Raw genomic sequence first — 13,109 nt, forward strand, 5'->3', positions numbered from 1 at the left:
TAATATGTTTAACAATAAAAACATGAACATGGAAATAATGAAATTACGAGCTGCTTTCTGCATCTGCTTGTTAGCAATAATAATAGCTGGCTGCAAGCAGGAAACACTCAATAAACCTACCGTAACTAATAACAACGCCCCTGGAGTTGTCACTAATGTGCAGGTGCAAAACCAAAATGGCCAGGCCAGTTTAATATACACACTTCCAGGCGATAAGGATCTGTTTTATGTAAAAGCTGTTTATGAAACCTCACAGGGTAAAACGCGCGAAGTAATTGCATCGCAGTACACCAATACTTTAATTGTTGATGGCTTTGGCGATACACTGGCACATGTGGTAAAATTATACGCGGTAAATTCAAGCGAAAAAGTTTCGGCACCGGTTAATGTTACCGTAACCCCTTTAACTCCACCCTATATCCTTGCTTTTCGCTCGCTTAAGGTAACGCCGACTTTTGGCGGCTTTAACGTGGCTTGTGATAACCTCACTCAAAGTAACCTGGCCATTGTACCACTGGTTGACACTGCTAATAATGGCTTGTTTGTACAGTCCAAAGGAATGGATAATATTTACAGTAACAGCGTTTTGATAAAGGGATCCATAAGGAATCAGCCGGCTGTTGAAAGAAAATACGCCTTTTTTGTACGGGATAGATTTTTAAATCGTTCCGACACTTTATTTTTAAAATTTACACCGTTTTATGAAGAACAATTCTCTAAAGGAGACTGGAGCGCTTATATTCTACCCGGCGATGCCACGAATTTGTATTCATACACAGATGTAAGCAAAATTTATGATGGAAACTTTACCGGCGGCTGGCCAAATTGTCTTTTTACAGTAGAGAGCGCAGGCAGCCCGCAAATGGTCACTCTTGACCTCGGCAAACAAAGAACATTAAGCCGTTTTATACTCAACCCATTCCTCGAAGTTGGTAACGTATATTATGTGAGGGGGAATTTAAGAGACTTTGAAATATGGGGGTCAAACAGCCCTAATGCGAACGGAGCCCTGGATGCCTCCTGGACAAAGCTGGTAACCTGTAATGTGGTAAAACCATCAGGATCGCCATCAGGTACAGAAACCACTGCCGATTACAATTATGCACATGATGGCTGGGGATTTGATTTTCCGGCTGGACTAAGCGCATACAGATATATCAGGATCAGAAGCTTACGTAACTGGACCGGTTCATACTTTATGAGTATCAGCGAATTTACCGTATTCGGAAAGTAGTAAATGTTTACTGGCATTTTTAAAATCTAATTTCAATTATGAAACAAAATAAAACTACATTATACCATCTGTTAGTGTTATTGGCACTTATTATCAGCGCCTGCTCTAAGATGGATGATTATAAGAAAAAATACGAGCCAAACGGGCCTATTTTATATCCGGGTAAACTTGATTCTGCACAGGCACTTTCAGGTAAAAACCGAGTGCTGATACAAGGACTTTTTACGTCCGACCCTAAAATTGTTAAATACAGGGTATTTTGGAATAGCCATCAGGATTCAATAGAAACCCCCGTAACCAGAACCAGTGGGGTTGATACTGCGAGACTGTTTATAAACGGTTTACCCGAAGGAACCATATCATTCGAGATCAGAACCTACGATAACCAGGGGCATATTTCCATCCCGGTAAATATTGCAGGTAACGTATATGGCAGTTTATATCAAAGTTCGCTCGTTAATCGGAGTATAGTCAAAGCCGAACTTCAACCAAACAGTCCTGCTTTAATTAACTGGGCCGATGTTAATGCTGATGATGGGCTGGTTGCGATGGAAATTAAATATACTGATGTGGCAAACAAACAGCACGATACATTAATTACGTCGCTGCCAACAGGTTTAAGTTCATCCCTTCCTAAATTTAAGGCAGGTAGCATTATCAGTTATCGTACCGCTTTTAAACCTAACCAGACAGCTGTTGATACTTTTTATACAGACTACCAAGACCATATTGTAAAAGCCGATGTGACCAGCATTTATCTGTCAAATACAGGTCCTTTTCAAAGAGATGCTTTTGATGGAAGATGGGGGACACTTGCCGCACCTTGGATTACCAACGCTGCCGCTAAAAATAAGGACAATGGCACTATTGGTGGCTATACCTCTGATTCAGGCGGGTGCATCAACTGGGAAACATGGAATAATACCCCTGTTGTAAACGGGATAGTGTATCAATCTACCTCTTCGCCCTTACCTGCTGGAACTTATATTGTTTCGTTTGATTCATATTCAGAAGTTCAGTCAAATTCGTCTGTTTATTGTGTAGCGGCAGCGGGTGGAAACGGTATTCCGGTACTTGCCAATCTTTCTACAGCGTTAGGATCTGTTGCTATGTTTAACGGGGCGGGTGTAGGTACAACGAGTCCTAACTCCACGGAAACAAGGAGTTTCACATTTACACTTACTTCGCCACAGGTGATATCTATTGGTTTTTTAGGAAATATTATAGGGAATGGTAATCCGGGCAGTTATTTTAAAGTATTTAATATCAAATTATATAAGAACTGATAGTTAAGCATTTAATCATATCAAAAAATCCGGCATAGGTACTTAATAGCTATGTCGGATTTTTATAAAACTCTTCTTTATTTGGTAAGTGGCGCTTATATTCTTTACCGAATATTTGCTCATTATCCATTCGAAGTATAAACTCCACCGCTGGCTTATACCTGATACAAATTAAATTTAATGAAGTCCCGTTACTTTAAAATTACACCAAACAAGTATATCCTTTCAAATAAAGGAAAATAAACGATTGTCCATTATTCAGGTAAAGGCGTAAATATGCAATTTATCTCATTTCAGAAAATTGGAATAAGGGAATTACTTCATTCCCATTGCAGCAACCAACAAATATCAAAACAAAACCCCTAAGCGTTCGCCGCCGAGGCCCCGCTAAACTTCTATCATTGCTTTTATCACGCCATTTGCCGGATCGAGCCAGCTTTCGAACTCATCTGTGACCTGATCAAATTGTACACGATGTGTAATATAATTAGCTGGTTGCACCAAGCCTTTTTTCATGGAGGCGATAACATGCTCAAAATCTTCTCGTGTAGCGTTACGGCTGCTCATTAACGTGGCCTCGCGTTTATGAAACTCCGGATGACTAACATTAATATCTCCTTTCTGCAAACCAACCAGGATATACCGGGCTCCATGTGCCATATATTGAAATCCGCCATTAATGGCTTTCAAGCTGCCCGTGGCATCTATCACCACAGTAGGCATGTCTCCTTTTGTTATGGAGGCCAATCGCTCCAGTACATCTTCGGTCGATACATTAATAATATGATCTACCTTCAGCCTGTCCCTGCAAAATTCAAGCCTTTTGATGTTAAGGTCCATGGCAATTACTTTAGCCCCCGCAATTCGGGCAAACTCCATAATGCCAAGGCCTATGGGGCCGGCCCCTATGACCAATACATATTCACCGGGCTTTACATCCGCCCGCCTGATTCCATGCGCTCCGATTGCTAAGGGCTCCACCAGCGCCAGTTCATCATAGCTTAAACCTTCACCATGTACCAGTGAATAGGTTGGTACGTTCAGGTATTCCGCCATGCCGCCGTCCACATGAACGCCACAAACATTAATTTTAGCACAACAATTAGGCTTTCCTGATCTGCAGGCAATACAAACTCCGCAGTTAAAGTAGGGGATAAATGTAACGATCTCTCCTTTTTCAAAACCTGGCGCGCCGTTAGGCTCAACCAACTCACCTGAAAGTTCATGTCCCAGAATGCGGGGATAAGTAAAATAGGGTTGTGTGCCCTCAAAGGCATGCAGGTCCGTACCGCAGACACCTATTCTCTTGATCCTGATCTGAGCATAACCCGCTTTTATTTCAGGTCTTTCTTTTTCTTTAAAAACCAATTTGCCTGGTTCTTCACAAACTATTGATTGCATATGATTGATGGTTAAAGCTGAAAAATCTGTTCCATAAGCACCCATTTTTCCCCCTCTTTTGCCCAGGGCAGGGGTTGTTGAAATTTCCACATAAACTGCTCCCATTCCTGTACTATAGAATTAAGCGCGTCCGTTTGCTCTTTTTTTTCAGCCTCGTAACGATCGCTTGTCTCCATGATCATAAACAAGCGGTTGCCTGTACGGTAGATCTGCATATCCCGAATTTCGGCATCCAATATGCTTTTGCGTATTTCAGGCCAGCTGTTTTCTGCCTTATGCCAATGTTCATATTCTGCTATCAGCTGCGGGTCATCCTTTAAATCAAGGGCTAAACAGTATCTTTTCATAATTTTATTTAATTTTTATAAATGGGCGGCAGGATATGATGCTTCAATTAAGCCGTATTTTTTCATGTCTTTCCAGAACTCAGCTGGGATTCTTAAAGAGGTCAACGCAATATTTTGTGCCACTCTTTTTGCATTGGTGGTACTCAAGGCAATGCTTTTAACCCCCGGTGCGTTTAGTCCGAACGCAACACAGGCATCTGCGGGTTGTATTTTATGTTGGGTACATAGCTGATAAAACAATTCCCGCCAATGATATAAGCCTTTGTCTTTTATTGGATCAGTCAATCGATAATTATAATAAGCTGATCCTGTTAAAAAGCCGCCGTTAAAGACAGCGGAGTTGATGATCAGGGTTCCCTGTTTTTCAAGTGCCTGCATAAATGCTACCAATTCCCGTGGATGACTGTGAATCGTCAGGCTATTGGCTATCATTACCCAATCCAGCGTTACATCATCGGTTATTTTTTTGATGGTCCGCCAATCCTTTGAACCCACACCGATACCCTTTACTTTACCATGCCGCTTTAACTCATTCAGTGCGCAGTAAGCATCCAATATATCCCGGTACCGTTGCGCCAGGTCCTGCTCGTCCTTTGCTGCCGCAAGATACTCGTCGGGGTCATGCACAGATACCAGTTCTGCCCGGTAAGCACCCAGCAACTCATTTCCCTGTTCATAACATTCCAGGATGCCGTCATAACTTATTCGCTGAACGGCATCATATTTCAGATCGCGCCATACGCCGGGCTCAAAAGTAGGTTCGGGTGTTTTTAATGCGGTTCGCAGCCAACCCAGTTTATTACTGATGAGCACGTCTGAAGGAGGGACGTTCAGTTGTGTTAAAGACCTTCCCAGCGATTCCAGGGCGAGTCCGGCGCCATATTTGCCGGCTGAATCAAATACAGCTGGTTTAGGAGAGCACCTGATGCTTTCAGCAACGATAGCTCGCTTGGCCTCATCAGGAAGCGCTACGTATAAATTTCCTAAACCACTGGTTCCAAAAATTATGGGGGGTAAACTGACTTCTCTCATGTGCATGAATTATTGTTAAAGGATAGCGGAAACCGGTAAACTTTCCGGCCTTACTTTTACACGGTAACCTTTTAATCCAAAAAATGCCACCACAGCAAAACAGAGCAAGGGTACTACGTATCCGTATTGGATATTACCCGTCGCATCGCTGATGTAGCCAAATGCCCTCGGTAAAACGGCACCACCAACGATAGACATAATGATCAGACTGCTGCCGAATTCCGTATCTGCCTTTAATTCTTTTATACCTAGCGCGAAAATAGTTGGGAACATGATAGACATAAAAAAGCAGATGCCAATGATGGTGTAAATGGTTATCATGCCATGTCCCCAAATAGCGACGGTACAAAGTAAGATATTGATACCTGCGTAGGTGGCCAGCAAATTGGTAGAACTGTAATACCGCATCAGGAAAGTGCCGATGAATCTGCCGATCAAAAATGCAAAGCCGCATACGCCTAAATAATCGGCTGCTTTTACTTCTTCCAGGCCTGCAGATTTTGTCGCATACAGGATAAACAAACTGAATACACAAACCTGTGCACCCACATAAAAAAACTGCGCGGCAACGCCCCAGGCCAAATGACGGTGCTTTAGGGCATGGAAAATATTTTTGCTGGCCGCATGCCCTTCATGCTGCTGGATCCGGGGCAGATGTGTAAATGCGAAAATGACAGCTATTATTACCAACACGCTGCCGAGGATAAAGTAGGGCATTTTTACGGATGATGCTTCGGCGGCAAGCGCCAGTTTGCGGCCTTGCTCTGTCATGACGCTTAGTTGCGCAGGGGTATAACCTTTGGTCAATATAATGCGTGCACCTATTATGGGGGCCAGGGTTGTAGCCAGCCCATTAAATGACTGTGCAAAATTAAGCCTTTGTGTAGAGGTTGCAGGATCCCCTAGTGAGGAAGCATACGGATTGGCGGCTGTTTCTAAAATGGTCAGTCCGCAGGCAATGATAAATAGAGCTATCAGGAAAAACGCATACTGCTGCGTATTGGCTGCTGGTATAAACAAATAAGAACCAAACGCAAAAACAAGCAGGCCGGTTATAATGCCTGTTTTATAACCATATTTTTTCATAATAAAGCCCGCCGGTAAAGCCATCAGAAAATAGGCTATAAATACAGCAGAATCTACCAGTGTAGCCTCAACAGTAGTAAGCGTAAATGATTTCTTGAGGTGCGGTATCAAGATGGGGTCAAGGTTATGTGCAAAACCCCATAAAAAGAATAAACTGGTAATCAATATAAAGGGGAAAAGGCTTGTATTCTTTGTCATGTCGGATAATTTATTTCTTTTACTGATTAAAGGCTATACTTAATTAGCGGCAGTAATTTTTGCGACCCATCCGCCGGCGGTGTCCAAATGGATACTGATAACTGAACTTGCCGAAACTGGCCGTTTAGATCGGGTTAAATTTTGTGGAGAGGATAACACATCGGCCCAGGACGACAGGATATATTTGCCCGGCGGTAAAAAATCCATTTTCAATGGCAATATCCTTCGAGCGTCGTTAGTCATCGCGCCGATATACCAGTCCTTCCCGCTTCTTTTGGCCGTAATGATATATTCGCCTGGGTACCCACCCAGCACCCTGGTATCGTCCCAAACGGTAGGCATATTACTTAGAAAATCAGCCCCTGGCTTCCCTAAAATATGCTCCGGTGCATCGCAGTAAACTGTAAAGGGGCTTTCGTAAATCACAAATTTCGCCAGTTCGGCACAACGGCTGTTCATCACCTGGGTAGGGCTGCCTTTTCTGAATTCGTCCTTTTTTACATTTAAAAATCCTCCGGGAGTATAATCCATGGGGCCGGCCAGCATTCGGGTAAATGGCAGGGTGGTATTGTGTCCGGCTGTTATCCGGGTTGAAAACTTGGAATATTCTTCGCCCAAAACACCTTCCCGTGTAATCATGTTAGGATAGGTACGCATGACCCCATCCGGTTTAAAAGCGCCATGAAAATCAACCATCAAATGATATTTTGCGGCTGTTTTAATAATACGACGGTACCAGTTGACCATTTGCTGATCATCGCGGTCCATAAAATCAATTTTAATCCCCGCAATGCCCCATTGCTCATAAATTGGAAAGGCCTTTTCAAAATTATCATTCCGGTTAACATCCGTGCTGTATAACCAAAGCCAGCATTTAACCTTTCTGGCTTTAGCGTATGCTAAAATCTCCGGCATATCCAATTGTGATGCGGGTTTGGTAATGTCAGCTTCCGGTTTGTTAAATGGCCCGTACCATTGCCAGTCAATGAGCATATAAGGCCAGTGTTGTGTAGATGCCAGGTCTATATATTTTTTAATGGTTGGCATATCCATCTTTACGTCGCCACTCCACCAGTTATCCCAGGCGCTCATGCCGGGCTTAATCCAGCTGGCATCTTGAAGCGCACAGGGAGGGTTCAGGTTCTGTATCAATTCCGATTCAATTAATTTGCCCGGCGAATCGGCGAGCATGACCACCCGCCAGGGTGTCAGGAGATTGTTGGTGAACCGGGCTTTAACACCGCTCTCATTTTCACCAGGCAAAGGCGATAACTTGGTGATCAGGTCGATTTGACCAGTGGCATTAGTATCTGTTTTTAGCGACCCTATATAAAACCCGGGATAATTATCAATGTTTGCTTCCGTAATAGCTGCGTAATGACGCTGATCTACCTCTATCAGTAAGGGTAAGCCGGCAATCGTTTTTTCCGTGATGTGGTTCAGGCTTCGTGACCAGAACTCAGTCTCCTGCGAGGAGGTGTAGCTGCCATAATCCGCCACCCATGCCTTTGCAAGTGCCGGTAAATTAAAACTGGTCAATTCCCTGACGATTTGCCTGTCCCCGATTTTATCCGCTCCGAATAACTGATAACGAAATGCGATGCCATCATTATAAACCCTGAAATAGACATTCATGCGGCGCATCTGCCCGGATTTCTCTACCAGGGACAGCACCAGTTCATTATAACGGTCAGCTATAACCTGGTGTTTGGTTTTAACAACCGGCATCCAGGTCTGGTTAATGGCATGCTCCACATGACCGGTCACGCTCATGTCGGCACCGATAACCGGTTCATCTTTAAACTCGAAGCCCAGTGATGAAGGATGGATGATGGTTAAACCGTTACTGGAAACAGTGTATTGCAAACCGGTGTGGTTGCTGATCTCCACAGCAGTTCTTTTATCCGGCGACGCCAGCTTAAAAGTTTGTGCGAAAGAAGGAACTGCCAATGAAACGACAATAATCAGGACACAATAAAGTTTCAGGTTCATAAGATGGATTAAATGACTCCTTCAATTTTTAAAACGAATGCATCTTTACCTGGAGCCTGTTCCGGCAATTTCACTTTCAGGCCCTCGGCTGTTTGCTGAAAACTCAGCTTATCATTGCCAAGCAGACTTACCTGGTTTACTTTACCTATCTGATCACTTGTTGCTAATTTTTTAATCAGGGCGCCGTTCCCTGTCGGCCAGCCCAGCATAGTGGCGTATAGCGTTTTGCCCTTTGTGGTAAACCGGATGTCTTCGGCGCCAAATGGCTTACCCTTGCCTTCGTTAAAACCCTGCGCATTGATAGGAGCGGCTGATTCTATGGCCGGACCTTCACCAAATACTTTCCAGGGGCGGGTGCCATAAATCGCCTCGCCGTTCACCTGCATCCAGGCTCCAATGTTTTCAACTACCGCGCGTTCTTCGCTGTCAATAGTACCATCACCACGTACCGGGATGTTCAGCAGCAGGTTGCCATTTTTACTGACTATATCAACCAGGGTATGCACTACCGTTCTGGCACTTTTGTAGCCTTTATTGTCAAATATGCGACGATCATAATGCCAGCCGCCAATGCAGGTATCTGTTTGCCAGGGTAATGGTTCAATCTGATTGCTTTGCCCGCGTTCTATATCCCATATCATGCATTTGCGCTGTTGCTCATTTAATACTTTACCAAACAGCGCGGCTTGTAGCTTACCATGTTTTTTAATACTGGTATTGTACATATGTGCTGCTATTTTTAAGCCGGCATCACTCACCGGCCAAAGGGGTAAGGCGGTATCGTCAAAATAAATCAGTTCGGGGCCATATTTATCGATCAGCTCTATGGTACGGTTCAAAAACTTATCACAATAAGCTTTGTTGGGTACGCTGGCGCCATTACCCCAGTCCCAGTGACGGCCCATACTATCGTCATCAAGGCTATCCTGGCTTAATGCATGGTTTTGTGCATACAGTTCCTGAGGATCATAGCAATTCCACCATTTGCCGGCACCATCCGCTTTGGTCAGCTTGCCATCATAGTGGATGCCTGCATGAGGTCCGCTTTTGTCTGCGCGCTGGGCAACCTCGTACCAGGTCCATGGGTGAGATGCATGTACCGTTACGCCAAAAGGTAGGCCGTGTTGTTTGGCAGCTTTTGCCCAGCCGCCAATCAGGTCTTTTTTGGGTCCCAGTTTGGTAGAGTTCCAGCTTTGATATTTACTGTCGTAGAGATCGAAGTTATCATGATGATTGGCCAGGGCCATAAAGTATTTGGCTCCGGCACGTTTATATAAGCCAATCAATTCATTGGGATCCCAGTTCTCGGCTTTCCAGTCATTGATCACATCCTTAAACCCAAATTTTGAAGGATGTCCATACTTTTGAATATGGTATTTATACTGGTCACTGCCTTCCTGGTACATACCGCGGGCATACCAGTCACCGCGCTCGGGCTGGCATTGTGGCCCCCAATGTGCCCACATACCAAATTTGGCATCACGGAACCATTCCGGTACCTGATACTGACTCAATGAATCCCATGTCGGCTGAAATGGGCCAGGAGCAATGCCAGCGTTTGAATAGGGGTGTAACAGACTGCTACTATAAAGTTTCGATAGGTATAAGGAGGAAATTCCTGTAGCCAAACCCTTAATGAGTGTTCTTCTTTTCATGAATTAGATTTTGATGTTTTTTATACATTGGTTAGGTAAGCCCCTTTATACAGATTAGTAGGCTGGGGGCCGATCCATAATTGGTTTTCGCAATGATTACAATTGCCATCTGTAATTGATCAACCAAATTTCCTGGAAATAATAGCTAAATAACTGACCTAATAGGACTTTTTTTTATACAAAACCGACTTTTTGTTTAATATTGTTCTGGCGAAGGCGATAAAACCGGGACGGGGTTGCAGGAGTAATGAGAGGTATAAAAGATACACCTCCAAACGAATATTTTAATTAACCTATCTTATACACTGCGTATTATGATCAAAAGAGCGCTGAAGCATACATTTACGTTGTTGAATGTAGACCATGTAAATCTTGGCCCTAAATGGAATTATAAAAACGTGATCAGCCCCTATTTCAGGCTGTACTACATTGACGAAGGTGAGGGGGAAATATCGGATATTTCAACTATCCTTAAATTGGAGCCTGGTTTTTTATATATCATACCGAGTTTCACCTTATGCAATCTTACTTGTCAAAATCATCTCAGTCAATATTTCATCCAGTTTTTTGAGGAATCATCTGATGGTATCTCCCTGTTCGCCTATAACCGGTCGATTTTTAAAGTAAAAGCAACAAAAGGCGACATTTTGAATTTTGCCCGTTTATTGGAAATAAACCCCGGCAGGGGTATCAACCGTTCCGATAATCCCAGGATTTATGAAAAAAACATCTTTTACAAGGAATATCAGGAGCTCAATAATCGGCAGAACATGGGGACATTTATAGAAACACATGGCATTTTGCTGCAGCTGGTCTCGCGCTTTTTGACACCAGAGCTATTTCAACACCGGGAAATAAGCCACATTCCGGTAAAAATCCTGAATGCTATCAGCTACATTCAACTAAACCTGCATCAAGACCTATCGGTAACTGACCTGGCAGAAAGGGCGAATCAGCATACCGATTATTTTTCACGTTTGTTTCAACAATACACTGGTGAAAGGCCCTTAAAGTATATTCATGAAAAAAGGATTGAGCGTGCTCAATACCTGATGGTTACCACTCAGATGACTTATGCGGGAATTGCGGTTCAAACCGGCTTTGAAAATATATTTTACTTCTCTAAAATATTTAAAAAGATTACAGGTATGTCTCCGGGTCAATACAAAAAACAAATTGACATGATTCATTTTTAGATTAATGCGGCGTAGTTTCATCTCTTACTTATACCAATAATGTCAGAAGGTTATAGAGCCACCATAAATATGGGCTCACAGTTTAAAAATTAAACAACAATCACCGCCTTACTGCGTAGGGCCAGCTTTAGAATATCATGCATTCCCGTATTGTCCTTGATTTGCCGGCGGCTGTACGAATTATGGGGAAACATTTTTGGGGAGATACGGCATAACCGAAATCAACACGGCCTTTATCTGGATCGGATGCCATAAAGTATCACTGAAAGAAATCAAATCATTTGCGAAAAAACAAGAATGGTAACCAAGCAGGATTTGTTTATCAATTCTACACTCGCCAATTGCGGGGCATCCCCTGTTATGACAAATGTTACAGGAAAGTATTTTATTTAACCGCGGCTTTTTCCTAAACCTCAAAGATTTCAGGGTACAGCCGCTCAAAGTGGCCTGAAATTAAAATAAGAATAACTCCCGGCGGGCAGGCGGAGCCCGCCCCGTTTACGCCCCGTGTTTTCACCGTTTTAATTATACTTCGGAGAAAATACGGGGCGCCTCATTTGGAATAAAGTATAAAATGATCTTTTGAATGAATGGACGATGATTAGGTCAGAAAGAAGAATTCGATCGCTTATCGGGGAAAAAATAAAACGACACCCAATAGCCTGTTTAGAAACAAAGCGGCAACAGCTGAAAAACGCCGAACGGCTGGATTATAGAAAAGGCGACGTGGCTTTTTTGACAATTTCAACATTTGACACCCTATTTATTCACTTTTGTATCCCTTCATCTATTTTTCCGATCTATATTTTTGGCCACCCGACCAATAAACCTGAAAGCGTTTTAAAATACAGATGATTGTTTGTTGTTTCCCGATAGGAAACGGGAGCACTGTTATGAAACGAAGATCTTTTGATCAGCTATCATTTTTATAGCGGGAACAAAACATAAATAAATTACCGATAAACCTATATTCATGTTGAACAAAAAACAAGGTTTGAAGCATCTTCGCTTCAGGCTAATGACGCTCTTATTTTTATTTTGTATAAGCCAATCTGTTACGGCATCTGTCCTATCGTACAAAAAAGAGGCCAACGGACTGACATTTAAGTTGGATAAAGGCCTGTTGAAAGTGCTGTTGCGCCGGGCAGATATTGTGGAGATCAAGTACACCATATTCAATACTTTTGAAACCAAACCATCCCTGGTGGTTAACAACCGTTGGAAAACCCCTACCCTTTATCAGGTTGCAGAAAATAAAATTGAAGTAACTATTACCACCGCTAAATTAAAGATCAAGGTGAACAAGGCCACTAACGCCATTACCTATACCGACCTGAAAGGCAACATCATTACCGCCGAAGACAGCGAGAATAAAACCATTACCCCGGCAACTGTCGCTGGCATCAGTACGAATACTATCAGTACCCAGTTTATTTCGCCTCAAAACGAAGGTTTATTTGGGCTGGGTTGCCATCCGTTGGATTCTTTATCTATCAATTACAAAGGCCGCAACCAGGAATTGCTGATCAAATACCTTACCGGCGCTATCCCGGTACTGCTATCAACCAAAGGCTATGGCCTGATGTGGGATAATTACTCGGCATCCAATTTTTACGGCGCCGAAGCTGATAATACCAAGTTCAAATATGTATCCGAAAGCGGCAAACAGGTGGACTATTTCT

The 13,109-nt window shown here is 43.2% G+C and carries 10 protein-coding genes; 4 read left to right on the forward strand and 6 right to left on the reverse strand.

Annotated elements, in window-relative coordinates; translation table 11 throughout:
• Positions 1–22 precede the first annotated feature (22 nt).
• Positions 23–1,234, forward strand: coding sequence for a DUF5000 domain-containing lipoprotein (locus AC57BQ_RS01365; RefSeq protein ID WP_496404567.1), 1,212 nt, complete (start codon positions 23–25; stop codon positions 1,232–1,234).
• A gap of 38 nt (positions 1,235–1,272) precedes the next feature.
• Positions 1,273–2,520: a DUF4998 domain-containing protein gene (locus AC57BQ_RS01370; RefSeq protein WP_496404568.1), complete on the forward strand. Its 1,248-nt coding sequence runs from the start codon at positions 1,273–1,275 to the stop codon at positions 2,518–2,520.
• Positions 2,521–2,907: 387 nt separating this feature from the next.
• Here the strand turns inward: AC57BQ_RS01370 and AC57BQ_RS01375 are convergent, their stop codons facing one another.
• Genes AC57BQ_RS01375 through AC57BQ_RS01400 form a run of 6 tightly spaced genes read right to left on the reverse strand, consistent with a single transcriptional unit; the run spans position 2,908 to position 10,231 of the window.
• Positions 2,908–3,921, reverse strand: a complete 1,014-nt coding sequence (locus AC57BQ_RS01375) for a zinc-binding alcohol dehydrogenase family protein (protein ID WP_496404569.1) — start codon at positions 3,919–3,921, stop codon at positions 2,908–2,910.
• Between the two features lie 11 nt (positions 3,922–3,932).
• Complete coding sequence (locus AC57BQ_RS01380; RefSeq protein WP_496404570.1) at positions 3,933–4,268, reverse strand: L-rhamnose mutarotase; 336 nt, start codon at positions 4,266–4,268, stop codon at positions 3,933–3,935.
• A gap of 15 nt (positions 4,269–4,283) precedes the next feature.
• The gene (locus AC57BQ_RS01385) at positions 4,284–5,300 is read right to left on the reverse strand and encodes an aldo/keto reductase (protein WP_496404571.1); all 1,017 of its coding nucleotides are present in this window, start codon (positions 5,298–5,300) and stop codon (positions 4,284–4,286) included.
• A 15-nt stretch (positions 5,301–5,315) separates the two neighbouring features.
• Positions 5,316–6,584 (reverse strand): L-fucose:H+ symporter permease, encoded by a 1,269-nt coding sequence (gene fucP / locus AC57BQ_RS01390; RefSeq protein WP_496404572.1) that lies wholly within the window; start codon positions 6,582–6,584, stop codon positions 5,316–5,318.
• A gap of 39 nt (positions 6,585–6,623) precedes the next feature.
• A complete protein-coding gene (locus AC57BQ_RS01395) occupies positions 6,624–8,576 on the reverse strand; it encodes a glycoside hydrolase family 97 protein (protein ID WP_496404573.1) in 1,953 nt (650 codons plus the stop codon).
• A gap of 8 nt (positions 8,577–8,584) precedes the next feature.
• Positions 8,585–10,231 carry an alpha-L-fucosidase gene (locus tag AC57BQ_RS01400; protein ID WP_496404574.1) on the reverse strand — a complete coding sequence of 549 codons (1,647 nt, stop codon included), beginning with the start codon at positions 10,229–10,231 and terminating at the stop codon, positions 8,585–8,587.
• Between the two features lie 314 nt (positions 10,232–10,545).
• On the opposite strand from AC57BQ_RS01400, the gene AC57BQ_RS01405 reads away from it, so the two are divergent.
• A complete protein-coding gene (locus AC57BQ_RS01405) occupies positions 10,546–11,427 on the forward strand; it encodes a helix-turn-helix domain-containing protein (RefSeq protein WP_496404575.1) in 882 nt (293 codons plus the stop codon).
• 973 nt (positions 11,428–12,400) lie between these two features.
• The coding region (locus tag AC57BQ_RS01410) for a hypothetical protein (protein ID WP_496404576.1) at positions 12,401–13,109 on the forward strand (709 nt) is incomplete at its 3' end.

The organism is Mucilaginibacter sp. BGA-UO-ETr-C110 (assembly GCF_059567985.1).